The organism is Stenotrophomonas geniculata ATCC 19374 = JCM 13324 (genome assembly GCF_001431625.1).
Taxonomy (GTDB): Bacteria; Pseudomonadota; Gammaproteobacteria; order Xanthomonadales; family Xanthomonadaceae; genus Stenotrophomonas; species Stenotrophomonas geniculata.
Genome location: NZ_LLXT01000003.1, coordinates 23,231 through 48,644, shown reverse-complemented (window position 1 = coordinate 48,644; position 25,414 = coordinate 23,231). Strand labels below are relative to the sequence as shown.

The window sequence follows — 25,414 nt, the reverse complement described above, 5'->3', positions numbered from 1 at the left end:
CGGATTGCCGTAGATCCACGCCATGCGTGGATGCACCCCCAGCCGGTACAATCAGCGCTCTGTTTTCCCCCAAGCACCGGAGCGACCCATGTCCCGCCAGATCATCAACACCGAAAAGGCTCCCGCCGCCATCGGCCCGTACTCGCAGGCCGTGCGCGCCGGCAACACCGTGTACTTCTCCGGCCAGATCCCGCTCGACCCGGCCACCGGCGACATCGTCGGCGCCGGTGACGTCGAAGCACAGGCCCGCCGCGCCTTCGACAACCTCAAGGCCGTGGCCGAAGCCGCCGGCGGATCGCTGGACAAGGTCGTGCGCCTGGGCCTGTACCTGACCGACCTGGGCGAGTTCGCCAAGGTCAACGCGGTCATGCAGGACTACTTCAAGGCCCCGTACCCGGCCCGTTCCACCATCGAAGTCTCCGGCCTGCCGAAGGGCGCCAACTTCGAGGTCGACGCGGTGATGGTCATCGACTGACCGCCACGTGGCACGCAAGGCGGCGGTCACCCCGGTCCTGTCACCGTCCGGCGAAGCATCCCTGGCGATGCTCGCGGGCGTCGGTCCGGCCGTGGCCGCCAAACTGCAGGCGCGTGGCCTGGCCACCCTGCAGGATCTCTGGCTTCATCTGCCGCTGCGCTATGAAGACCGGACCCGGCTGACCCGCATCGAAGACCTGCGCAACGGCGTGCCGGCGCAGGTGGAAGGGCGGGTGGTCGCGGTCGAGCGCGGCATGCGCTACCGGCCGATGCTGAAAGTGGCAGTGGAAGACGAAGGGCAGGGCACCCTGGTGCTGCGCTTCTTCCACTTCCGCCAGCAGCAGGTCGGCCAGTTCGCGGTCGGCAACCGGCTGCGCTGCTTCGGCACGCCCAAACCGGGCCAGCTCGGCCTGGAAATCGTCCACCCCAGCTACCAGGTACTGGGCCGCAACGACGATCCCGAACTCGGTGACCGCCTCGACCCGGTGTATCCCACCGTCGAAGGCGTCGGCCCGATGACCATGCGCAAGCTGATCGGCCAGGCGCTGGACCGCCTGCCCGAGGAAGGCACGCTGGAACTGCTGCCCAGCGGCTGGCTCGATGGCCTCGGCCTGCCGTCGCTGCGCAGCGCGCTGCTGACCGTGCACCGGCCGCCGCCGGATGCCGACCTGGCCGCGCTGGCGGCCGGCACTCATCCAGCGCAGCGTCGCCTGGCGATGGAAGAGCTGCTGGCCCATCACCTCAGCCTGCGTCGCCAGCGTATCGCGCTGCAGGCGCATCATGCGCCGCCGCTGGCCGGCCCCGGCAAGCTGGCCAAGGCGCTGCTGAAGCAGCTGCCGTTCGCCCTGACCGGCGCACAGGCGCGCGTGTTCAAGCAGATCCGCGAGGACCTCGCGCGCCCCAGCCCGATGCTGCGGCTGGTGCAGGGCGATGTCGGCTCCGGCAAGACCGTGGTCGCCGCGCTGGCGGCGATGCTGGCGGTGGAGCAGGGCAAACAGGTTGCGCTGGCAGCACCGACTGAGCTGCTGGCCGAACAACATCTCAACAATCTGCGCGGCTGGCTGGAACCGCTCGGCGTGCGCATCGCCTGGCTGGCCGGCAAGGTCACCGGCAAGGCGCGCGCCAAGGTGATGGAGCAGGTCGCCAGCGGCGAAGCGCAGGTGGTCGTGGGTACCCACGCGCTGATGCAGGAGGCGGTGGTGTTCCAGGATCTCGCCCTGGCCATCGTCGACGAGCAGCATCGCTTCGGCGTGCACCAGCGGCTGGCGCTGCGTGACAAGGGCGCAGGCGGCAACAGCGTGCCGCACCAGCTGGTGATGACCGCAACACCGATTCCGCGCACGCTGGCGATGTCCGAATACGCCGACCTGGATGTCTCGGCCATCGACGAACTGCCGCTGGGCCGCACCCCGGTGCAGACCGTCGCATTGAACAACGATCGTCGCCCGGAGCTGATCGAGCGCATCGCCCTGGCCTGCCAGGAAGGGCGGCAGGTGTACTGGGTGTGCACGCTCATCGAGGAAAGCGAAGAGCTGGACGCTACGCCCGCGCAGGCCACCTACGAATCGCTGCAGGCGCTGCTGCCCGGCGTACGCGTGGGGCTGGTGCATGGCCGCCTGAAAGCTGCGGAAAAGCTGGCCACGATGGTGGCGTTCAAGGCCGGGCAGATCGACCTGCTGGTGGCGACCACCGTCATCGAAGTGGGCGTGGACGTACCGAACGCCTCGTTGATGGTGATCGAGAACGCCGAACGCCTCGGCCTGGCCCAGCTGCACCAGCTGCGCGGCCGTGTTGGCCGCGGTTCGGCGGTGTCGCGCTGCGTGCTGCTGTACCAGGCACCGCTCTCGCAGATGGCACGCGAGCGCCTGCAGACCATGCGCGAAACCAACGATGGTTTCGTCATTGCCGAAAAGGATCTGGAACTGCGCGGCCCCGGCGAACTGCTCGGCACCCGCCAGACCGGCCTGGCCGGTTTCCGCATCGCCGACCTGGCCCGCGATGCCGGCCTGCTGCCCGGCGTGCACGACCTGGCCGAGCGCCTGCTGGCCCAGCAACCCACGCTGGCCGACCGCGTGGTGCAGCGCTGGATCGGCACCGCCGTGCGTTACGCCTCGGCATAATGCCGCCTTGGTGGGTGTGGACCTTGGTCCACACATCCACGCATGGCGTGGATCTACTGTAGAGCCGAGCCCGCGCTCGGCTGCTGTTCGCGCTGCGCGCGGGAGTCGAGCATGGCTCGTCTCCACAGACGGCGCTTTCGATCATCCTCCCGTCATCCACGTATGGCGTGGATCTACAACACCAAGCGTTCCGAAAGGCCGGGAAGCACGAGATACTCGGAGGCCTTCCCGACGCGCTCTTTGCTGACAAGTCCGGCAGCCACCAATCCATTCAGATCCTTCAATGCGGTCGGATAGGTAATGGTGTGTGCCGCCTGGTGGCTGGCGACGGTGTAGGTCCGGTCAGGATCTTTCAGCGCGTTGGCCAGCAACGCGCGCTGACGGTGATTGAGCTGCATACCGCCAAGCCGGGCGGTTCGCAACATACGTCGCGCCGCTTGATCCTCTGCATGCTTCCTGGCGATGTAGGCATGCAGTCCCTGGATCGATTGCTCAATGGCCTCCAGTTGTTGCGCAACGAAGTAGCCAAGATCCCGGTTGTCACTTTCGGTGTACAGGTAGGCCCGCATGTACTTGCCTGGAGACTTCTTCAGCACGCTGGAAATGGAGAAGTACTCGGTCATCCAGTACCCGGCATTCATCATTGCCCAGTAGAACAGTGCGCGCGCCGTACGGCCATTTCCATCCACGAAAGGATGGTCATAGCCAATCTGGAAATGTAGTGCGATGGCTTTGGCGACGGGATGCACGAACGGTGTGCTTTCTTCATTGATGAACGTGCACAGCCGCTCAATCCGTGCAGGCACTTCCTCGGCCGGAGGAGGGGTGTGCAGAAGCGTAGGCGGTGAGCCGCGATCGAAGATCGCAACGTTGTCTTCGGCGGTTCTGAAACGCCCGCTGTCGGTTGGCAGCTCCAGCGTGCCGTCGGTGAGGATGCTGTGCAGTTCCAGAATCTCGCCGGGAGTGATCGGGCGTATGCCGCGCTCGCGGATCACGTTCATTGCCACGTAGTTGTTGTAGATCATGCGCTCGGACTGGTCGCGCGGCGCGCGGCCCGTGCTCAACATTTCCTTTGCCACGGCCCGCGTGGTCGAGGCGCCCTCCAACTGCGATGAGGTCATCGCTTCCTCAATCAGCGACCGGATCATGAACCGTCCTTGGCCGCTGGCAGCATCCACACCCTTCACCGAGCCTGCGGCCTCCCGGTCAATGTAGTGCAGGTGCCGCTGCATTGAATCGGTAAGTGCGAGCTTGAAGGGTTGCTGCGTCTTGTCCAGCAACAGCGGCAGCGGCTTCAGCAATGCTGCGCGCGTCCACGTGATACCCAGCCACCACTGCTCCGCGTTCAGGCCTGCCGGTGGCGCTCTGTGGCGCACCTTGTCCCAGTGCTCATAGGCGCCGTTCACCTCTGGCCCAATCCGGGCGTCCAGTATGGTACCGAGGGTCTCAATGTACTTCCGGGTGAGGGTTGCCAGATCGGGAGCTGGCATGGGCAGCTTCATGGCGGATTTCTATAAAATATGTATTACTTTTTATAGCAGGTGATGTTGAGCGCTCCAAGCGTGCTCAATCAAAATCTGTTCATTTTTGTGAAAGAGTCGGGCGGGGCCGTTAGTGGCGGGCAAGGGAGCCCACGCTCTCCCCGACACCTTATGCCGTTGGGATAGTGCGGTATTGCAACGGTCATCATCCCGGTCCACACTTCGTTGCCGATCTGAAGACGGCAACGATGACCCACAAGATCCCGCTGTTGATCGACACCGACCCCGGTGTGGACGACGCCCTGGCCCTGCTGATGGCCTTCGCCGATGAACGGCACGACGTGGTCGCCCTGACCATCGCCGCCGGCAATGTCGGCCTCGAATACACCGTCCGCAACGCCCTCAAGCTCTGCGACATCGTCGGCCGCGCCGACGTGCCGGTGTTTGCCGGCAGCCCGGATCCGCTGCTGCATCCCTCCGTTGACGCTGCCCACGTGCATGGCCGTGACGGCTACGGCGACGTGGACCTGCCGCCGCCGAGCCGCCAGGCCGAAGCCGAGCACGCCGCACTGGCCATCCTGCGCCTGTCGCACGAGCACGCCGGCGAACTGATGCTGGTGATGCTCGGCCCGCTGACCAACCTCGCACTGGCACTGAAGCTGGACCCGACCCTGCCACAGCGCATCAAGCGCATCGTGGTGATGGGCGGCGCGGTCACCTGCCACGGCAACATCACCCCGGCCGCCGAATTCAACATCGCCTTCGACCCGGAAGCGGCGCACGTGGTGTTCACCTCGTTCAAGCACCTGCTGGTGTCGGACTGGGAAGCTACCGTCGCCCATGGCCTGCCGCTGCAGGACGCCGAGAAGTGGCTGCAGGCCGATTCCGATCGCGCCCGTTTCTACGAGCTGATCTCGCGCAAGACCCGTGGCCTGTCCGAAGACAGCAAGGGCGGCCGCTGGTACACCGCCGATGCGGTGGCCATGGCCTGGGCGCTGAACCCGGAAGGGCAGCTGCGGGTCGAGTCGCGCCCGCTGAACGTGGAGCTGAACGGCACGTTCAGCCGCGGCGCCACCATCGTCGACTGGAACCGCCAGACCGGCCAGCCGGACAACTGCGATCTGCTGATGGCCTACGACCAGCAGCGTTTCGAGGCCCTGGTGCGCCAGGCCCTGGGCGCGGACTGAAGCCGATTGACCCGCACCGGTTGCCCCGAGCGGCAACCGGTGCTTATAATGCCGCTCTTGACCACCAGCCCATTTACGGTGTGAGCCCATGAAGGCCGATATCCATCCGAACTACCGCGACGTCGTCTTCCATGACGTCACCTCCGATTTCAAGATCCTGACCCGCTCGACCATGGCGACGAAGGAAACCATCAAGTGGGAAGACGGCAACGACTACCCGCTGGTGAAGGTTGAAATTTCCTCGGCTTCGCACCCGTTCTACACGGGCAAGCACAAGGTCATCGACACCTCGGGCCGTATCGACAAGTTCCAGAAGCGCTACGCGCGCTGATCTGTCGATCCAGCTTCGAACCAACGGCCGCGCTCTGCGCGGCCGTTTGTTTTTCCCCAACGCCAACCCAACGGGCGTTTGGATGGACGGAACACTGCGTTCGTGTGACAACACTTTTGCCGATCCGGGCCGCTCAACGGCCGGCGTCTGGTCGCCTGTCGTATACGACTTCTGTCTAGCGCCGGGCAAATGCTGCTGTGCGATAATGACCTGATCCCCGGCACAGGCCGAGGACGTCATTCACGTGCCTGACCAATGCGCTTGGGCAGGCGCCTTCCCATGAAGGAGCGCACACAGTGTCCGATCTTGATCAGGTCACGCTCAACGCCGGCGATAAGTCGGTCGTTCTGCCCGTCATCAAACCCACCCTTGGCAACGACTGCGTCGACATCGCGAAGCTGACCAAGGAAACGGGGTATTTCACCTACGATTCCGGCTTCACCGCGACGGCCAGCTGCAAGTCCGCCATCACCTACATCGACGGCGACAAGGGCGTGCTGCTGTACCGCGGTTACCCGATCGAACAGCTGTCGGAAAAGTCGAGCTACGTCGAAGTGGCCTACCTGCTGATCAACGGCGAGCGCCCGAGCGCCGAGCAGCTGAAGGCCTTCACCGATGAGCTGGCTGCCGAAGCCAACGTCGACGATTCGATCAACACCCTGATCGGCAGCTTCGCCAAGGATGCCCATCCGATGGCGATCCTGACCGCCGCCATCGCGCAGCTGTCGGGCATCTATCACGCCTCGCTGGACCTGTCAGACGCCGAACAGCGCCGCCAGGCCGCCGTGCGCCTGATCGCCAAGGTGCCGACCCTGTCGGCGCTGATCTACCGCCACGGCAAGGGCCTGCCGGCCAACAAGCCGGACACCTCGCTGGGCTATGTCAGCCGCTTCCTGAAGCAGACCTTCGAGTCGGCTGACGGCCAGTACGATCTGAACCCGGACGTGGTCAAGGCGCTGGACCTGCTGTTCATCCTGCACGCCGACCACGAGCAGAACGCCTCGACCTCGACCGTGCGCCTGGTCGGTTCGACCGGTGCCAACCCGTACGCGTCGGTCGCCGCTGGCGTCACCGCGCTGTGGGGTCCGGCCCACGGCGGTGCCAACGAAGCCGTGCTGAAGATGCTGGAAGAGATCGGCACTGCCGACAACGTCGAGTCCGCCGTGGTCAAGGCCAAGGACAAGACCTCCGGCTTCCGCCTGATGGGCTTCGGCCACCGCGTCTACAAGAACTTCGACCCGCGCGCCAAGGTCATCGGCGAGATGACCAGCAAGGTGCTCAAGCAGCTGGGCGTGCAGGATCCGCTGCTGGACGTGGCCGTGAAGCTGGAACAGGCCGCGCTGCAGGACGAGTACTTCGTCGCCCGCAAGCTGTACCCGAACGTCGATTTCTACAGCGGCATCATCTACAAGGCGCTGCAGATCCCGACCGAAATGTTCACCGTCATGTTCGCCCTGGGCCGTACCTCCGGCTGGGTGTCGCATTGGCTGGAACAGCAGGTCGACCCGGAAATGAAGATCGGCCGTCCGCGCCAGGTCTACACCGGCAGCGACGTGCGCGACTACCAGGGCTGATCGCCCGCGTAGGTTGTGCCGAGAACGCCCCGCATCCGCGGGGCGTTTTTTTTTGCGCGGACCTGGTAGGTGCGGACCGTTGGTCCGCACGATTTCGGCGCCCGCGAAAAATCGTCCACGCATGGCGTGGATCTACCACCGCATCCGCCTTCGGTAGGTGCCAACCTTGGTTGGCACGCGCTTCACCGCGCCAAGACCGCGTGATTCAAGGGTCTCGCCAGCTTCACGACCGCTCGCGCAGCCTCAGGACGCCAGCTGCATCCGCAGCACCTGAAATGGAGCGTCCATCCCGATGAGTACCCGATTCGACCCACCCGAGCGCGGCCCGCTTGGTCCCGACGTCGCCACTGTCGTCACCGCCCCCATCGTCGCGCCTCCCTGCGAAAGCGCCGTTTCCTGGGGCGCGATTTTCGCCGGTGCCGCCGCTGCCGCCGCACTCTCCCTCATCCTGCTCATCCTCGGTGTCGGCCTTGGCCTCTCCTCGGTGTCGCCGTGGTCGTTCGAAGGCGTCAGCAAGGAAACCTTCGGCTGGTCCAGCATCGCCTGGCTCACCTTCACCGCACTGGCCGCCTCCGGCCTGGGTGGCTACCTGGCTGGCCGCCTGCGCACCAAATGGACACAGATCCATGGCGATGAAACCTATTTCCGCGATACCGCGCACGGCTTCGTGTCGTGGGCCGTGGCCACGCTGCTGACTGCGGGCCTGCTGACCTCGGCCATCGGCGGCGTGCTCGGCACGGGCGCGAAGGTGGCCGGCGCCACTGCGGGCGCCGCTGCATCCACGGCCGGCGTTGCCGCCGCAGGTGCCGGTAGCGCTGCCGGCGCGGCTCCGGAAGGCGACCTCAACTACTGGGTCGATTCGCTGTTCCGCAGCGCGACCAGCGCAGGGCCGTCTGATCCGACAGCGCCGCCGCCGGGTGCGCCGATGGATCCGAATGCTCCCTCGCCGCCGCCGCCGGCCGCTAGTGTCGGCCCGCGCGACGCGCGCATGGGTCCGCCGCCACGCCCGATGCCGGGCAACGGCCCGGTGGGCGACCGCCGCGAAGTCCGCGCCGAAGTGAACCGCATCATCGTCAACAGCCTGCAGGGCGAGGGCCTGGACCCGGCCGACAGCCAGTACCTCTCGCAGCTGATCGCGCGCGAGACTGGCATGAGCCCGGCCGAAGCGCAGGCCCGTGTGACCGATGTGCAGACGCGCATGCGTGCCGCGCTGGAGAAGGCAAAGACCACCGCCAAGCAGGCGGCCGACGATGCCCGCAAGGCCGCAGCGTATGCCGCGCTGTGGCTGTTCATCACCCTGCTGATCGGCGCGTTCTTCGCCAGCCTCAGCGCCACCTGGGGCGGCCGCCGCCGCGACCTTTGAACGAGGAGACCTGAGATGAAAATGATTCTGCTCTGGCTGTTGGGCGTGCCGATTCCGCTGCTGATCCTGTACGCAATTTTCTTCTGAGATTGCATCGTTGAGTGGGACCCGTCAGGCGGCCGCACGGCGGCCTGATGCCATCCCGTCGTGCGTGAGCATGTGTCTGTAGCGTCGAGCCCTGCTCGACGCTACAAAAGCAAGACGCGGCAGCTGAACTACGACTCCGCATACCGGCTCGGCGAACACCCCAGCGCATGCCGGAAGGCCGCGGAAAACGCACTCGGGCTTGCATAGCGAAGGTCCAATGCCACACGGGTCACCGCCTGCCCCTGTCCCAGCCGCTCGATGGCCGCCAGCAGGCACACCTGCTGCCGCCACTCGGCAAAACTCACCCCGGTATCGGCGCGGAACAAGCGGGTGAACGTACGCCGGCTCATGCCTGCGTCGGCCGCAACGTCATTGAGGCGGGCCGCCAGCGAGGGAGTATCGAACAGGGCACGGCAGACACGTGCAAGGCGTGCATCCGAAGGCAGGGGTGCGTGCAGGGAAAGTGCCGGCATCGACGCGATCTCCGCTGCCAGCAGCTGCATCAGTTTGCCTGCCCGCCCGTCCTCGTCGTACAGCGCAGGCAGATCCACGGCGGCCTCCAGCAACTGTCGCAACAACGGCGATACCGCATACACGCGGCACTGCATTGGCAGCGCCACCGCCATCGCCGTCCCGACAGAGAGAAAGGCATTGAGCATCGTCACCGGACCGCGCATCGTCATCTCATGCGCCAGGCCTGCAGGTACCCAGCAGGCACGCTGCGGTGGCACCAGCCAGCGTCCCTGTGGCGTCGTCACGCTGATGGTGCCGCGCGCAGCGAACGCGAACTGCCCGCGTCGATGGGCATGGCGGGGAAACGTGAACTCGGCTGCGTAGTCGTTCGAGGTGACCACGACATCGCGTGGCAGGTCTTCGTACGGATCAAGCAGCGAATGGCGCATGGCCCGGATTCTATAGTCATTGACCCGTCATCGACAGTGGGCCGGATCCGCGCTGCCTAGCATCAGCACTCCTCTCAGCTGCAATGGAACTCCATGGCCAACACTTTCCATCCCGTGGGGCACGGCCCTCACGCTGTCCTGGTGCTGCATGGCTGGTTCGGCGACGCGCACGCGTTCGAGCCGATCGAGCCATGGTTGTCACGCGATGACTTCAGCTACTTCTTCATGGACTGCCGCGGCTACGGCGGCATGCGCGATGCGCAAGGGGCCTACACCATCGACGAGATTGCATCCGACGCATTGGACCTGATGACGTCCCTCGGCCTTGAACACTTCAGCCTCGCAGGTCATTCGATGGGCGGCATGGCCATTGAACGCGTGGCGGTGCTTGCGCCGGAACGTGTGCGCGGCATGGTGGCCATTGCGCCGGTGCCCTGCGGCGGCATTGCCTACGACGCTGCGACGCGACGCCTGCTTGAAGCGGCAGCCGGAGACGTCGGCATCCGCCGGACCATCATCGATCGCAGTACCGGCGGACGGCTGCCTGCGCAATGGCTCGACTGGAAGGCCGCGTATTCGGCGGCACATGCGTCACCTGCGGCATTTGCTGCCTATCTTCCGGCGTGGGCGGATACCGACTTCAGCAGCGAGGTCGTCGGCAACCATCGGTTGAAGGTGCTGGTAGGTGGGCACGATCCCACCTTCAACCGTGCACTGATGGAGCGCACCCATCTGCGCCGCTACCGGCAGGCCACGATGGATGTCCTGGCCGATGCCGGGCATTACCCGATGAATGAGGCGCCGCTGGCCCTGGTGGCGGCGATGGAATCATTCCTGAAAGACGCGTCGGGTCCGCGATGAATGGTTTCTGACATGGGATGTCGTTTTCACATCTTTTCGGAGTTATTGCATGGGCGTCACTTTCGAGGCGAGGGAAGCTGTGGGCACTTATCCCTGCATGGACAACACCATGAACCGACGACTCACCCTTGCGCTCATCGCCACCACGTTGAGCCTGCTCAGCGCTGGGGCCTTTGCCCAGTACACCGGCCCGGGCGCCACCCATGCCGTCACCACGGTTGCCGAGGCGCGCGCCCAGCGTGACGATCAGCCGGTGGTGTTGCGGGGCACGCTGGTGGCCAGGATCGGCCACGAGCGCTACCGCTTCAAGGACGCCACCGGCGAGATCGATGTGGAAATCGACGACAAGGATCTGCCCAGCCACCAGGCCGTCAGCGCGACCACCGTGGTGGAGCTGCACGGTGAGGTGGATACGCACCGCTTCAAGCCCACCGACATCGACGTGGAGTACGTCGCCGTGGTGCCTGCGCATTGAAGGTCGTTCGCGATTTCTACACGTAGCGTCGAGCCGTGCTCGACTCATGCGCACACGGTGCGCCTCAAGCGACAGTCGAGTATCGCTCGACGCCACAAATGCAACGCAATGAGGTTTCTTGCATTCAAGTCGTGAGGAAATTTGCATAATCCTCAAACATTGAAAGCCCTCAAGAATTCTTCTTAACGTCCAGCTATTTAGGAATTGTTGCATGGCCTGCGTGCGGTAGGCCTACCTACCATTCTCTCGTCGCCCGTGACCACCTCCACGGGCGGCGCCTCCCTCCCTTTCTCCTTGGGGAGGGGGGCTTTCAAATTCCCCCTGTCCGAGAGAGACACACATGCACGCCATTCTGAAGAAGGCCACGCTCGCTGCAGCGCTGGCCACCGTTTCGCTGTCCGCCAACGCGTTCGACGCCGACATCAAGGTCTGGGCCAACGTCGACCCGACCCTGGCCCTGCTGAAGGCCGATGGTACCGCGCTGGACTCCGTCGTGAACCTGGTCCACAACCCGGTCAGCGGCCTGGTGCCGTGGACCCAGCAGGTGCGCATCTACTCCAACGACGAAGACAAGGACATCGAAGTGCGCGTCGGCAGCGCCCCGCAGCTGCTCAATACCGATGGCAGCGGCGCCCCGGTACCACTGACCGTCAGCCTCAACGGCAAGGCGCTGACCGTGGCCGCACAGGACTTCACCGCCTCCGACCTGTTCGACGGCGCGCTGCCGGGCGCATCGATCCCGATGCCGCTGCGCATTGCGCAGACCACCCAGGCGCCGATCGCCAAGGGCGGTACCTACGAAGGCATCGTCACCATCGCCATGCAGCAGAAGACCGCCAGCCCGTAAGGCGCCCGCGCCGGCCCGCATTCCGGGCCGGCCGCTTCCGGTAACACCCCCATGAAATTTCCCGCACCCGCCGTCACCCGGCTGGCGGTCGCGCTCGCCCTGTCGTTGGCCACGCCCCTGGTCGCGGCGCGAGGCGTTCCCGCCGGTTTCGAGGATCTGGTCGAAGGCCAGACCGAACAACTTGAGGTGCGCCTGTTCGGTCGCTCGACCGGGCTGGTGCCGGTGCGCGTGACCCTGGAACACGTGCAGCTGGAAGCCCCGGCCGAGGCGCTGCAGGCATTGCAGCTGCCCGCCGAGGCACAGGCCGCGTTGTTGCCAGCGCTGTCGCAGCCGCTGCCGCGCAACAGCCATCTGGCCTGCCGTTACGGTGGCGCCAGCGCCGGTTGCGGTTACATCGATCCCCCCGAGGAGCCCACCGCCGTGCGCGCGCTGTATGACGAAGGCGAGGGCGCCGTGCGCCTGTTCGTCGCCCGCCAATGGATTCCCGGCGAACCGGCCGCCGAGCGCTACCACCAGGTCAGCGCCAATGCCGAAAATGCCTTCCTGCACCAGCACACGTTCAACGTCAGCGGCGGCCGCGGCTACCAGTCGCTGGCCGCGCAGGGCATGGGCGCGCTGGGTGTGTTCCAGCGCGGGCACCTGTCTGCCGATTGGACCTTCAGCCAGCAGCACTATCGCGGCGGCCGCGCCAACCGCGATTTCCAGCTGGACAACGCCTATTACCGCCATGACCTAGGGCAGCAGCACTACCTGCAGGCCGGGCGCATGGACCGCCGCAACCTGAGCAGTCCGCAGGGCGGCACCTTCAGCTTCAGCATGCTGCCGATGGACCGCTTCCAGGGCCTGCGCCTGGGCACCACGCAGGCCTACGTGGATTCGGCGGCCGCCGTACAAGCCACGCCGCTCACCGTGCTGCTGGCACGCGATGCACGGGTGGATGCGTTCGATGGCGAGCGCCTGCTGCAGACCTTCTACCTGCAGGCCGGTATCAACCAGCTCGATACGCGCCGGTTTCCGCTGGGCAACTACACCGTCACCCTGCGCATCTACGAAGACGGCGTGCTGGTGCGCAGCGAGGACGCGCCGTTCGACAAGGGTGGCGACTGGACCGACAGCAGCGTGCAGTGGTTCATGCAGGGTGGCCGCCGTAACGAGCGCCGCAGCGACCGTTTCAACGACGAGCTGGCGGCGATGGCCGGCCTGCGCGTGCCGGTATCGCGCAACGTGGCAGTGACGGCCGGCATCGCCGACCTCGGCGGCTTCAGCTATGGCGAACTGCGGCTGGACCTGCGCCATGTGTTCGCCACCCAGGAGATCCGCGGCACCTTCAGCGGCATGCACGGCAGCGATGGCAGCCGTGGCCAGCAGCATCAGCTTTCGTATCGTCGCCGCGCCTCGTGGAATGTGTACCACCAGCGCATGCGCGGCCGCGCCTGCCAGTTCGAGGACGACGCGCGCGACCGGCTCGGCTGTGCAGACTCGCTCAGCGCCTCGATGGCGCTGCCAGTGGCGGGCGGCAATGCCTACGTGGCCTACACCCGCCGTCAGACCTGGCGCGCAGGCACGCTGCAGCCGGGGCTGGGGGATGACCCGCTGGCCGGGCTCGACCCGCTGTTGCCGCCGTGGGTGCCACAGCCCACGCGCGTGCCGCAGCTCAGCCGCACCTGGCAGGCCAGCTACAGTCGCAGCCAGCGCTGGGGCGAGTTCAGTGTCTCCAGCCGCATCGGCGTGTGGCAGCAGACCAGTGGCGGCGGCCTGCGCGATGGTCGTGACCGCGGCATCTATTTCAACGTCAGCCTCAACCGCCTGCAGCGCGGTGATCGCGGCAGTTCGCAGCGGCGTTACGGCCTGGATGTGCGCCAGCCGCAGCACGCACGACCGGATGTCAACTACAGCGCCGGCCAGACCCTGCGCCAGGAATACGAAGACCAGTACCGCGAAGTGTCGGGCGAACTGCGCGGCGGCAACAACGAACGCTACAGCGCCACGCTCAGCGGGCAGCTGCAGAACCGCATCGGCCAGACCGGTGCCACGGTATCGCGCTACCAGCACCAGGGTGGCAATGAAGTGGCGTACAGCGCCACGCACAGTTCCGGCCTGGCCATCGGCTCGCGTGGGCTGTACTGGGGCGCAGGCGTGGGTGCCGACGCCGGGCTGGCGGTGCAGGTGGATGACACCGACGACCTGGACCTGACCGGCGTTGCGGCCGAACTGCAGGTGGGCGGACTGCGCCGGCAGCGCCTGAAGCTGGGCGAACGCCGCCTGCTGCCGGTGTCCGCCTACCAATCGCACCGCGCTGAAGTGCAGGACGCCAGCGCACTGGACAGCATCGCCGCGGTGCGTGTGAGCGGTGTGGGCGGTGCGCGCCCGCTGTTTCTCTCGCCCGGGCGGCTGGTGCGCATGCCGGTGCCGATTGAAGTGACCTACACCTTCATCGGCAACGCCCACGACATCGCCGGTGCACCGCTGCGCGGCGCCCGCATTCTCAACGCGCCGGTGCCCGGCACCGGCAGCAACGGAGGCTTCGTGGCCGACTTCCCACGACGTGAAAAGACCCTGTACCTGCTGCAGGACGACCGGCTGCTGCACTGCCCGCTGCAGGTGCGCGAGCGCCGCAGCGTGGTGATGCTGGTGGGCACCGTGCAGTGCGAACCGCTGGCCGTGGCGCAGCTGCCTGCCGACATCCGCCATCAGGCACGGGTGACGCGACTGCTGCAGGAGCAGGCCTTGATTGCCGCCACGCCGCAGACCGCGGCCGCAGGAGGTGCGCAGTGAACTGCCGGGTGTGGTGGGTGATGGCGGTGCTGTGTGCGCTGGTGGTGTTGGCGCCACGGGCGATGGCGCAGCAGCCGCCGGAGACCGATCCGCCAAGTGGAGACATTGTTCAGCACATTGCCCAGCGCTGGGACAGATCAGCACTTCCCGTCGAAGTTGAATTGCTTGCCCCCAAAACACTACTTGGCTATAGCAAACGGCCCGAAATGGGCTTGGGCGAGCTACATCTTACTTGCAGATCCAACTCGGATCCGGCGACAGGTAGCTGTCCTGTAAGTGATACCGGTGAGAACGGCTCGTATAGGAGTCGCGTCCCCCTTCGATTCGTTGAGCAACGGAGTGGACTACCAACTGAAGTGAATGTAGAGGGATGGCTTGACCGCGCTGAGTCCGGGCGGGGATGTAATGACTACTGGCAGCCTCATGTGCGGCCTCTCTGGACCACGTTCTCGGCAGCCTGCGTTACGCCCGCAAGTGGCACGGCTCTGTCACTCCGGATTCCAGCTGCTGAACTCCGTCAGCTCGTTGCTGGCCGCTGGAAAGCAAATCTTGAGCTGTCGCTGAGAGATGGCTCCGGAGGATCGCTCGCGCGCTACATATTCGTGTTCGACTTCACCATCACCGACTACAACGCGGTCTCCATCTACTTCCCGCTCTTCGACCAGGTCACCCCGCACGTCGGCCTGAACCTGCAGTACGACCCGATCGCACAGACCGTCGGCGGCCGAACCCAACTCGACATGTGCCTGTATGACGGTCTGGGCTCGCAAAGCCAGTACCTGGGCGTCACCGTGCGCGACAGCGGGCCGCGTCCTCCGGGGCCTTCCGGCTATTCGGTCTGGCATACCGACGGCGGCAGTGACGCTACGCAACGCGTGGACTACACCGTCACCCTCGATCACAACGGCAGCGCCTTGCCCATGCGCAACGGTGTGGAGCAGCTGCTGCATGGCATCGATACCGCAAAGCTGCGCCTGGTGCTGTTACCCGGCATGACGCAGCCGGTGTTCTGCGTGCCCACGCCTTTGACGCTGGATACCCCCCGTGTGCCGGTCAGCAGCAAACGCCCCGGCTATTACGACGGCGATCTCAAGGTGGAACTGCGCGTTCCCACTGTCACGCCCTGATTCCCATGGAGCCCCCGATGAAGCCTCTCATTCGCTGCCTGCTTCCCTTGTCGCTGCTGATGGCGATGCCTGCCCACGCCAACCTCACCGTGCACCCCATGCGCACATCGGTAGACGTGAAGAAGGGCGCGCAGATCCGCATCTATTCGCAGTCCACCCAGCCGCAGTACGTGCAGGCTTCAATCAAGCGCATCGTCAATCCTGCCGGTGCAGACGAACAGGAGGTTGAGGTTGAGCCCGGCGAAGCGGCCATCGCCATCACCCCCGGAAAGTTCGCGCTGGCCGGTGGTGGCAATCGCCTGATCCGGGTGATTCCGCTGCAGCCGGTCGAGAAGGAAACCGCCTACCGCGTGTATTTCGAAGGCGTGCGTGGTCCAGACGGCATTGAGCGCGCAGGCGAGGGTGAGCGTGCACAGGCCAACATCGGCGTCAGCCTGGTCTGGGGGGCGCTGGTCAATGTGCTGCCCGCGCAGCCTGCCATGGCGGTACAGGTGGAAGGCAATCGCCTGCGCAACACCGGCACGGTGCGCGTAGGCATCACCAGCATCGCCGACTGCGATGGCGCGCGCTGCACCGCGCACGATGTGTCGCGAAGCCTGTACCCCGGCAGTGCGTTGGAGCTGCCGTTCCCCGTGCAGCCGGGACACACGCTGCAGATGCGTTACCGGCTGACTCGCGATGGCTATCGCGAGCACGTACAGACCCTGGCGCCCAGCGCCGGTTGATTCCCCAGCCCCGCCAGCGGGTGCTGGCGGGCTTTCACTTGAACTGGCTGTTAAGGAGTAAGCAATGAACCGTATCTACAGACGTGTGTGGAATCGAACCCGCCAATGCTGGGTTGTCGCCAGCGAACTGGCGTCGACCGCAGGTAAGCCGCGGTCAGCGGCTGCGGGCGCAGTGTTGCTTGGGCTTGTTCTTGCGGTTCCCTCTGCGGAAGCCAGCGACATCATCGCGGCTGATGAGTGCGATGAGTCCATCTGGCAGGCGCTTTGCCTGAACGCGGGGGTTCGCGCAGGATCCTCTTCCGCATACTCGCTGTTCTCAGCTACGCCACGTGCAGGCGGACTTGCGTTGGAGCTTGGCTATCAAGCCAAGGCCAATGGCTATGGAAGTTCGGCCGTGGGACCTAACGCGCGATCCGAGGACTTCTACTCCGCTGCGTTCGGCTGGAGGGCGCTTGCCAGTGCTTCCTACAGTGTTGCCGCAGGTTCCAATGCCCAGGCAACCGAGTCTTTCACCATAGCGATGGGTAGGGATTCAAAGGCGTCCGCCATGAGTGCAGTTGCTGTTGGCAGCCAGGCCGCCGCCAGTGGACGGTCATCGGTCGCACTTGGAAGTTCTGCTGTTGCCTCAGCCGAGACCGCACACGCGCTTGGCTACCTCAGCCAAGCAACCTCACAGTACGCGACCGCGGTGGGGGCCGTCTCCAAGGCATTCGGTGCATACTCAATCGCAGTGGGCAACCACGCGACGGCCATTGGCGACGACGCCATCGCAATTGGGCGAAGTGCAAAGACCGTGGACAGTTCCGCTGGCGTGTCTCGCATCGCCATCGGCGGGGGCTCGTTTGCCGGCTCGGATGGATGGACGGGGGCAATCGCACTGGGCGGTCTGTCCAAGGCCGAGAATGATGCTATTGCCCTGGGCTATGAAGCGCGGGCGTTGGGCGAGGGCGCGCTTGGCATGGGGCGCGGGGCTCAGGCATCAGGGCGAGGAGCGACTGCCCTTGGAAAATATGCCTTGGCCAGTGATGAGTATGGAATTGCCGTTGGCTTCGAAGCGCTGGCTGGCAGTACTCACACAACCGCCGTCGGCACTCGTTCGAGTGCGGTGGGCATTGGTGCGACAGCCTATGGAAATTCGGCCTATGTAAATGGACGCAATGGTGTCGCGGTAGGTAGTGGCTCTCGTGTCGACAATGGAAGTTCCGAGGGCGCGATAGCGATTGGCGCCGATTCGCGCGCGGGCGCAGATGGATACAACGGCGCCATTGCCCTCGGCGGTAACAGCACTGCCAGCCACGACAGCATTGCCATTGGCTACGGCGCATCCACGAGTGCTGCCGGCGCCATCGCACTGGGTCGGGGTTCTGTTGCGACCGAAGCAAATACGGTTTCGGTAGGTAGCGGGGCCACCAAGCGCCGGATCGTCAATCTGGCCGATGCGAGGCTGTCCAGTACCAGTACCGATGCGGTTACCGGCAAGCAGCTCAATTCCACCAACACCAACGTGACCAGGGCCCAGACCGCTGCCGATGCAGCGAAGACGACAGCCACGGCAGCACAGTCCACGGCCAATACGGCCAATACCAATGCCAACACAGCGTTGGCCAAGGCCAATGCGGTCAGTGGCCTGGTCAGCCAGGTCTCGGCCAGCGGCAACGTGCGTATTGGCGGCGAGAACACCGGCACCGTGCTGGATGTGCGCAACAAGTCCAACGCAGTTCGCAGTATCTCTGGTTTGAAGGATGGGGCGCTGAGTACGACCAGCACCGAGGCAGTCACGGGCAAGCAGCTCAACGCCACCAATGTGAATGTCAGCAAGGCGCAGGCTGCAGCCGACGCAACGACTGCGCGGCTGAACGCCAGCGCCGTGGCCCTGGGCGCGGGAGCTGTCGCGGAGCAGGCCAGCTACGGCATCAGTACGGCGCTGGGTAACAACGCCAAGGCCTACAACGGCAAGAGCGTCGCCATGGGCGCGGACGCTCGCGCGACGGTGGACGACGCAGGCAACAAGATCAGTGGCAACGCGGGTGTGTCCATCGGTGCTGGCACCCGCAGTGGCAACGGTGCGGTGGCGCTTGGATTGGATGCCGTCGCAACGGGTGATCGAGGCGTTGCCGTCGGCCATGAGGCCTCCGGCAAAGGCACGCACGCCACCGCTCTGGGCTTCCAGAGCAACGCGTCGGCCAACCAGGCCACGGCGGTCGGGCGCGGCGCCGTAGCCAGCAGCCTGTATGCCTCGGCGGTGGGTAATCAGGCGAGCGCCACGGCGCAGAGCGCGTTGGCCCTTGGTGATCGCGCCAATGCGGCACATGCGGGCGCTGTTGCGCTCGGCAATGGCTCAGCCACGACTGGGACCAATCAGGTCTCGGTGGGCAATGGCTCGTTGAAGCGCAAAGTGGTCAATATGGCCGATGGTGCCTTGAGTACGTCCAGCAGTGAAGCGGTGACCGGCAAGCAGCTGCATGCCACCAACACCAGCGTGGCTGCTGTGAAGGCGACCGCGGACGGTGCGCAGGCGCGCGTGGCGGTGCTGGATGGTCTGGTGGGGCAGGTATCGGCAAGTGGCAACGTGCGCCTGGGCGCGGACAACACCGGCACCGTCGTCGACGTGGCCAACAAGAGTGGCGCCAAGCGCAAGCTGCAGAATCTGGCTAATGGCGTGCTCAGTACGTCCAGCACGGATGCAGTGACCGGGCAGCAGCTCAATGCCACCAACAGCGAAGTGACCAGTGTGCGCACCGCCGCAACCGCGGCGAAGACGGCGGCCGACGCTGCCCGTGGCATAGCCGATGGCGCTGTGCAGAAGGCTGATGCCTTGGGCGGACTGGTGGGCCAGGTGTCTGCCAGTGGCAATGTCCGCCTGGGTGCAGAGAACACCGGCACGATTGTGGATGTCGCCAACAAGAGCGGTGGCAAGCGGCGCATCTACAACATCGCCAACGGCACGCTGAGTGCAGGCAGCACCGATGCGGTGACCGGGCAGCAGCTGTTTGCGACCAATGCCACGGTGGAGACACAGCGACAGGCTTTGGCTGGGCACGCGCAGCAGCTGACGGATCAGGACGGGCGTATCACCGACAACCGGGTCGAGCTGGATGCGCTGCGTGCGGACTTCGATAACTTCGATCCGGATCTGGATGGCGTGGTCAAGTTCAGTGCTGATCGTCACCTGGTGGACATGGAAGGTGCGCGCGTATCGGGGGTGGCAGCGGGGGATATCAGTTCTGCGGCCAGTACGGATGCAGTGAATGGTGGGCAGTTGTTTGCGACCAACTTGGCTCTACGCAAGATTGAAGAGCGTGGCGAGTTCGTTCAGGTGGGTTGGGACGCGCAAAGCAGCAGTGCTGAGGCTGGGAGTCTGGCTGTGGCAATTGGCAGTGACGCTAAGGCAATCGGGAGTGGTGCAACTGCCATTGGCGCGTACTCACTTTCTTCTGGAATCAACTCTGTCGCTATCGGTAGGGGTTCGCAGGTTGCTCTTGGTGCTGAGGGCGGATTTGCGCTGGGGAGTGGAACAAAGGTTGCTGCTACATCGGGCGTGGCAATTGGTGTAGCAAGTCAGATCGCCAGTGGTGCGGATGGGGCAGTTGCATTGGGAGCGACGTCGATTGCCACCGAAGCGAATGTCGTTTCAGTGGGCAACGATACTTTGCGCCGGCGTATCGTGAACATAGATAGGGGGCGTGGAAGTAGTGACGCAGTAGTCGTTGCGCAACTTCGCGAATCTTTGGCGTTTCTTGGTGGTGGAGCCACATTGGACCAGCAAGGCAACGTCATCGGCCCTATGTACAATATTCAAGGAGGGGTCCATAGCACTGTCGATGAGGCCCTCACCGCCTTAGACTCCGCCGTAGTCACCACCGGTTCCCGCGTAGACCGCGTCGAAACCCAGCTCCGCTCGGTCTTCCAGGAAACGCCCTCCACCCGCAGCGACGGCACTGCCCAGCTCACCCTGGCCGGCGCCAATGGCATGGTCATTTCCAACGTGGCCAACGGCCTGATCGCGGCCGGCAGCCGCGAGGCGGTCAACGGTGGCCAGCTGCACGCCGTGCAGCAGCAGCTCAATGGCCGCATGGATGGGCTGGAGCAGCGCGTGGATAGCCAGCCGCAGTCGCGTGCGCTGGCAGCGGCTTCGGCCGCGCCGACCGAACAGGTCACGCCAACGCCGGAGGCCAGCGATTCGCCGCAGGTGGCCTCGGCAGGCGAGGGCGCGTCGCCCACGCCGCGGCCGAAGTCGAAGAAGGACGACGCGCCGTCGCCCACGCCGCAGGTCGATACCGCCGAACTGGAGAAGATGCTGGCCCGCGCCAACGAATACACCGATGGTGCCATCAGCAACTTCGAACGCCGCCTGGACAAGATGGACAAGCGCTTCAACCGCATGGCGGCGATGAGCAGCGCGCAGACGGCCATGGCCATGAATACCGCTGGCTTGGCCACCTACAACCGCCTCGGCGCGGGCGTGGGTTATGCCGAAGGCGAATCGGCCATGGCGGTGGGCTACCAGCGCGTGCTCAACGAAAAGGGCTCAGCCACCTTCAGCCTCAATGGTGCGTTCACCAACAGCGGTGAACGCAGCATGGGCGTGGGTGTGGGCATCGGCTGGTAAGCCATGCGGCCCCGGCGTGGTGCGCGTAACAAACCCCGCCGCGCCGGGGTCCTTGCCGAGGAGAAGGCAATGTACAGATGGGTAAGTGGAATCGTCAGCTATCGCACGTTCTATATCTGGCGGGCGCGCTTTCGCTACTACACCCGGAACCTGGATCTGTGGACGCTGATGAGCGGGCTATGCATTGCCGGTCTGCTGCTGGTGCTGTGGTACCTGTGGCAGATGCTGGGCGTACCGCCGCCGCGCGTGCAACCGAAAGCCGCGGCGCTGCGCATCGAAGGCGTCACCCGCGAGGCGATCCATCGCATCGTGCTGGTGCGTCACGCTGGCAGCACGCGGGGGGCCGAGTTCACCACGCCGGAGGACGTGCGGGCGAGTACGCTGCGCACGATGCGGGTACGGCAGGTGATGGACAGCGAGGTGGTGTGGCGTCTGAAGGCCGATATGCTGGCGGACATCGCTGACTACATCAACGTCACAGGCGGGTGCTTCCCCTACGACTGCCGGCAGATTCGGGATCGGTTGGACCCCGTGCGCAAGGCCGCTGTGGAGAATGCGCAGATCAACGCCTCACTGGCGACGATCCTGGACGTGCCGCTGGACCAGATGCCGCTCTTGAAGGGCGGCGAGCGTGAGCGGGTGAAGAGTGGGTGGTCGGATACGTTCAACGACGTCTACTTTCAGGCCGGCTTGCTGCGGGACCTGCAGGCCATGCATGCGCATATGATGCGGGAGTATCCACAGCGGGCCCCCGCGCCCTGGTTGCCACAGTTGCTCAGCGACCCGCTGCGCGATACCCGTTTCGTCTGGTAGCGGGAGCATGATGGGCGCCATCTGCCAGAGCAGGTAGCGCAGCTTCTGTAGAGTCGAGCCGCGCTCGACTGCTCTTCGGCCAGCAATCGATTGCCTGAAGCACGGTGCGGACCAACGGTCCGCACCCACCAAAGGCAGGTACCGCTGCGCTCGCCGGCCATGGGCCGGCGCTGCCGTCATCCGCCGATGTACGCGGTGATCTCGGCCTCGGCCAGCACCTGCCGCAACTGCGCGACAGACGCGCGCCGCATCGGCTTCTCGTCCACCGGCGACAACGGTGCCTGACGCAGGGCGTCGTACGGCAGCACGGCCAGGTCGAAGGTCAGTTCCTCGGCACTGAACACCCACACCGGCACGTCCAGGCAGCGTTCGCGGTCCATGCGCAGGCGGCGCGTCCGTGATTCGGCGGGAATGCCGTGCTCGTCCAGGAAGCGGTGCACGGCTTCCGGGTCGTCGCTGTGCAGGTGCAGCTGCACGGGGCTGTTGGCGTCGGCGGTGCCGTCCAGCACTGGGCCAGCCAGGCGCGGGGAGAAGCCGTGCAGGAACTCCAGCGCACGCATGGCAGCCTCTCGGCGGCGCTGCAGTTCGTTGCCGTGCCGGGGCCCGGAAAACAGCCGCTGGTACTCGCGCAGCGCGTCTTCGATCTCGGTGTTGCGGGGCAGGGAGGCATCGTCGTGGATGCCGAGCCGGCTGGCGGCCTTCAACTTGGCCTGGTGGTAGTCGCGGATGCCGCCTTCGGCCATCAGGCGGGCGGCTTCGTGGGCGAGGCGGTGGCGCCGCTCGCGGGTCTGGTTGGCAGCATGCTGACGGGCGCGATGCATGCGATGACTCCCTGTTGCGACCTGGCTACAGAGTAGCGCAGGGATGTGACATCTGCGTGGGTATGGCGCAGAGATGCCAACCAACGGTTGGCACCCACCACGGCAAACGGGTGCCGTTGATCCTGTAGAGCCGAGCCCATGCTCGGCTGCTCTACGGCGGGCCCCCGAAGCCGAGCATGGGCTCGGCTCTACAAAGGGCAGTGCCAACCAACGGTTGGCACCCACCGAATCCTTCGTCAGAAGATATCGAACGCGGCGGCGTCGGCCTGCGGCGTATTGAGGTTCAGGTCGTAGTCGGTCAGGCGGTCCATGTCTTCCACCTTCACCCACTCGGTCGCGCCGTTGAGGGTGGCCTGGACCATGCCGCTGGGCGGTTCGTTCTGCGCAATCGGGGTGTCCTTCAGCGCGGTGCGCATGTAGTCGATCCAGATCGGCAGGGCGGCCTTGCCACCGTATTCGCGGTAGCCCAGCGAGCGGAAGTCGTCGCGGCCCACCCACACAGTGGTCACGTACGGGCCGCCGAAGCCGGAGAACCAGGCATCGCGGTGGTCGTTGGTGGAGCCGGTCTTGCCGCCCACGTCCTCGCGGCCGAGCACCTTGGCCTGGGCGCCGGTACCGCGCTGGACCACGTCGCGCATCATCGACACCAGCTGGTAGGCGGTGCGGGCGTCGATCGCGCGCGGGGCGGTGCGGGCATCGGGGTTGACCGGCGCGGCCGGGGTCTCGGCCTTGGCTTCGGCCTTGGCCGCAGCAGCCGGGTCCACCTTCGGGGCCGGGGCGCCGAAGTTGAAGCCGTCCACCACCTGGTTGACCGGCTGGTCGCTGCTGCCGGCGCAGTCGCGGCAGGCCATCGCCGGGTTTTCCTTGAACACCAGGTTGCCGTCGCGGTCGTTCACCTGGTCGATCAGCCAGGTGTCCACGCGCGAGCCGCCGTTGGCGAACACGGCGTAGCCACGGGCCACCGACAGCGGGGTGAGCGAGGCGGTACCCAGCGACATCGACAGGTTCGGCGGCAGTTCCGATTCGGCGAAACCAAATTCGCTGATGTACTTGCGCGCGTAGTCCACGCCCATGCCATCGAGCAGACGCACCGAGACCAGGTTGCGCGACTGCACCAGCGCTTCGCGCAGGCGCATCGGGCCGCGGAAACCGCCGCCGTCGTTCTGCGGGGCCCAGGTCTTGCCGCGGCGGTCGCGGAACACGACCGGGGCGTCGAGCACGATCGAGGCCGGGTTGTAGCCCTTGTCGAAGGCCGCGGCGTAGATGAAGGGCTTGAAGCTCGAACCCGGCTGGCGGCGGGCCTGGGTGGCACGGTTGAACTTGTTGCCGGAGAAGCTGAAACCGCCAACCAGCGCCTTCAGCGCGCCGCTGTGGGCATCCAGCGAGACCAGCGCGGACTGGCCGCGCGGGAGCTGATCCAGCAGCCACTCACCTTCCTTGGCACCGGCACGCACGCGCACGATGTCACCGCGCTGCACCAGCTTGCCCGGGGTCTTGTTGGTCCACTTGGCGGCACCGGCCGGCAGCACGATCTCGCTGCGGTTGGCCAGCACCACGGTGGCGCTGCCATCGGCACCGGTGCTGGCAACGATGGCCGGCAGCAGGCCGGCCTGGCCGTACAGGCCACGCAGGTGCTCGGCCAGGGCGGCGGCGTCTTCGCCGGCACCCACCTGCACCTGCTTCTCCACGCCGTGCCAGCCGTGGCGGTGGTCGTACAGCAGCAGGCCGTCGCGCACCGACTGGTTGGCGGCGGTCTGCAGGGTCGAATCGATCGTGGTGGTGACGTGGTAGCCCTTGTTGACCACGTCACCGCCGAAGCGGGCGATCATTTCCTGGCGCACCAGTTCGGCCACGTACGGGGCATCGACCTGCACCGGCGGCTCATGAGCGGTGGCGTGCATCGGCACGGCCTTGGCCGCGTCGGCCTCGGCCTGGCTGACGAACTTCAGGTCGGCCATGCGCTGCAGCACATAGTTGTCACGACGCTGGCGGGCGCGCTCCGGGTTGGAGATCGGGTTGCCCGAGGACGGGAACTTGGGGATGCCGGCCAGCGAGGCCATCTCGTCCAGGTCCAGCTCGTTCAGTTTCTTGCCGTAATAGAACTCGGCGGCAGCGGCGACGCCGTAGGCGCGGTTGCCGAAGAAACTCTTGTTCAGGTACAGCTCGAAGATCTCGTCCTTGCTCAGCTCGGACTCGATCTTCCGCGCCAGCAGGATCTCGGCCAGCTTGCGGGTGTAGCTGTACTCGGAGCTGAGGAAGAACTGGCGGGCCACCTGCTGGGTGATGGTGGAGCCACCCGGCACGCGCTTGTCGTTGGTGGTGGCCAGCAGCCACACCGCACGGCCGATGCCCATGTAGTCCACGCCGCCGTGCTCGTAGAAGCGGGCGTCCTCGGTGGCCAGGAAGGCCTGCTTCAGGCGCTCGGGCACGTCCTTCATGGTGATCGGGGTACGCCGGGTCTCGCCGAACACCGCCATCAGCTTGCCGTCGGCAGCGTAGACGTACATCGGCTCCTGCATTTCCACGTCGCGCAGGGTCTGCACGTCGGGAAGCTTGGAGGACACGGCGTAGTACAGACCGCCTACGGCGGCCGCGCCGATCAGCGCCAGGACCAGGACAATCAGGAAGATCCAGCGCAGCCAGCGGCGGAGTCGAGTCATCGGGTTCAGATTCCGATTGCGAATTTCGTGGTCGCAGAGTATAGATTACGCAAGGTGGCGGCTGGGGTCGTCGCCGGGGAGCGCAAGGGGAACAGTCAGGGGCTGCATGGTGAATCCGTGAGGGACTTCACAGCAGGGCCGTTGCCATTTGCTAAGAATACGTTATTAATGCTCGGGCGCAG

The 25,414-nt window shown here is 65.5% G+C and carries 18 protein-coding genes and 1 pseudogene; 15 read left to right on the top strand and 4 right to left on the bottom strand.

Translation table 11 applies throughout. The features are described 5' to 3' along the window. Positions 1–88: 88 nt before the first annotated feature. Both ARC63_RS00400 and recG read left to right on the top strand, forming a co-directional pair. Complete coding sequence (locus tag ARC63_RS00400; protein WP_057502248.1) at positions 89–475, top strand: RidA family protein; 387 nt, start codon at positions 89–91, stop codon at positions 473–475. Between the two features lie 7 nt (positions 476–482). Then, the gene (gene recG / locus ARC63_RS00395; protein ID WP_057502247.1) at positions 483–2,594 is read left to right on the top strand and encodes an ATP-dependent DNA helicase RecG; all 2,112 of its coding nucleotides are present in this window, start codon (positions 483–485) and stop codon (positions 2,592–2,594) included. 173 nt (positions 2,595–2,767) lie between these two features. Here recG and ARC63_RS00390 read toward each other — a convergent pair whose 3' ends face one another. Next, entirely contained in the window at positions 2,768–4,096 is a 1,329-nt protein-coding gene (locus tag ARC63_RS00390) for a Fic family protein (protein ID WP_057502246.1), read from the bottom strand. 227 nt (positions 4,097–4,323) lie between these two features. On the opposite strand from ARC63_RS00390, the gene ARC63_RS00385 reads away from it, so the two are divergent. The 4 genes from ARC63_RS00385 (at position 4,324) to ARC63_RS00370 (ending at position 8,530) form a co-directional block, all read left to right on the top strand. Continuing rightward, on the top strand, positions 4,324–5,262 hold the full coding sequence (locus tag ARC63_RS00385) for a nucleoside hydrolase (protein WP_010484048.1): 939 nt from the start codon (positions 4,324–4,326) through the stop codon (positions 5,260–5,262). An 88-nt stretch (positions 5,263–5,350) separates the two neighbouring features. Further along, a complete protein-coding gene (locus tag ARC63_RS00380; RefSeq protein WP_010484049.1) occupies positions 5,351–5,593 on the top strand; it encodes a type B 50S ribosomal protein L31 in 243 nt (80 codons plus the stop codon). A gap of 296 nt (positions 5,594–5,889) precedes the next feature. Then, positions 5,890–7,167 (top strand): citrate synthase, encoded by a 1,278-nt coding sequence (locus tag ARC63_RS00375; RefSeq protein WP_057502245.1) that lies wholly within the window; start codon positions 5,890–5,892, stop codon positions 7,165–7,167. A 292-nt stretch (positions 7,168–7,459) separates the two neighbouring features. After that, the gene (locus tag ARC63_RS00370) at positions 7,460–8,530 is read left to right on the top strand and encodes a hypothetical protein (RefSeq protein ID WP_057502244.1); all 1,071 of its coding nucleotides are present in this window, start codon (positions 7,460–7,462) and stop codon (positions 8,528–8,530) included. Between the two features lie 215 nt (positions 8,531–8,745). Here the strand turns inward: ARC63_RS00370 and ARC63_RS00365 are convergent, their stop codons facing one another. Next, the gene (locus ARC63_RS00365; protein WP_057502243.1) at positions 8,746–9,519 is read right to left on the bottom strand and encodes an AraC family transcriptional regulator; all 774 of its coding nucleotides are present in this window, start codon (positions 9,517–9,519) and stop codon (positions 8,746–8,748) included. A 93-nt stretch (positions 9,520–9,612) separates the two neighbouring features. Here ARC63_RS00365 and ARC63_RS00360 point away from each other — a divergent pair, with 93 nt between their 5' ends. From ARC63_RS00360 to ARC63_RS00325, 9 genes and pseudogenes are all read left to right on the top strand, one after another. Next, positions 9,613–10,380 carry an alpha/beta fold hydrolase gene (locus ARC63_RS00360; protein ID WP_057502242.1) on the top strand — a complete coding sequence of 256 codons (768 nt, stop codon included), beginning with the start codon at positions 9,613–9,615 and terminating at the stop codon, positions 10,378–10,380. 109 nt (positions 10,381–10,489) lie between these two features. Further along, complete coding sequence (locus ARC63_RS00355; RefSeq protein WP_029379914.1) at positions 10,490–10,855, top strand: NirD/YgiW/YdeI family stress tolerance protein; 366 nt, start codon at positions 10,490–10,492, stop codon at positions 10,853–10,855. A gap of 340 nt (positions 10,856–11,195) precedes the next feature. Beyond that, entirely contained in the window at positions 11,196–11,702 is a 507-nt protein-coding gene (locus ARC63_RS00350; RefSeq protein ID WP_049453695.1) for a CS1 type fimbrial major subunit, read from the top strand. Between the two features lie 51 nt (positions 11,703–11,753). After that, positions 11,754–14,477, top strand: a complete 2,724-nt coding sequence (locus ARC63_RS00345; RefSeq protein ID WP_057502241.1) for a TcfC E-set like domain-containing protein — start codon at positions 11,754–11,756, stop codon at positions 14,475–14,477. Between the two features lie 20 nt (positions 14,478–14,497). Further along, the gene (locus ARC63_RS00340; RefSeq protein ID WP_338141126.1) at positions 14,498–15,604 is read left to right on the top strand and encodes a CfaE/CblD family pilus tip adhesin; all 1,107 of its coding nucleotides are present in this window, start codon (positions 14,498–14,500) and stop codon (positions 15,602–15,604) included. A gap of 17 nt (positions 15,605–15,621) precedes the next feature. After that, positions 15,622–16,329 (top strand): pilus assembly protein, encoded by a 708-nt coding sequence (locus ARC63_RS00335; RefSeq protein ID WP_057502239.1) that lies wholly within the window; start codon positions 15,622–15,624, stop codon positions 16,327–16,329. Between the two features lie 64 nt (positions 16,330–16,393). After that, positions 16,394–17,107: pseudogene (locus tag ARC63_RS23875) on the top strand (ESPR-type extended signal peptide-containing protein); the annotation flags it as partial. A 15-nt stretch (positions 17,108–17,122) separates the two neighbouring features. Next, the gene (locus ARC63_RS22565) at positions 17,123–20,938 is read left to right on the top strand and encodes a YadA-like family protein (protein ID WP_425513152.1); all 3,816 of its coding nucleotides are present in this window, start codon (positions 17,123–17,125) and stop codon (positions 20,936–20,938) included. A gap of 69 nt (positions 20,939–21,007) precedes the next feature. After that, positions 21,008–21,751 carry a hypothetical protein gene (locus tag ARC63_RS00325; RefSeq protein WP_049453335.1) on the top strand — a complete coding sequence of 248 codons (744 nt, stop codon included), beginning with the start codon at positions 21,008–21,010 and terminating at the stop codon, positions 21,749–21,751. Between the two features lie 176 nt (positions 21,752–21,927). Here ARC63_RS00325 and ARC63_RS00320 read toward each other — a convergent pair whose 3' ends face one another. Next, on the bottom strand, positions 21,928–22,572 hold the full coding sequence (locus ARC63_RS00320) for a hypothetical protein (RefSeq protein ID WP_057502238.1): 645 nt from the start codon (positions 22,570–22,572) through the stop codon (positions 21,928–21,930). Between the two features lie 236 nt (positions 22,573–22,808). Continuing rightward, positions 22,809–25,232, bottom strand: coding sequence for a penicillin-binding protein 1A (locus ARC63_RS00315; protein ID WP_010484060.1), 2,424 nt, complete (start codon positions 25,230–25,232; stop codon positions 22,809–22,811). Positions 25,233–25,414: the final 182 nt, after the last annotated feature.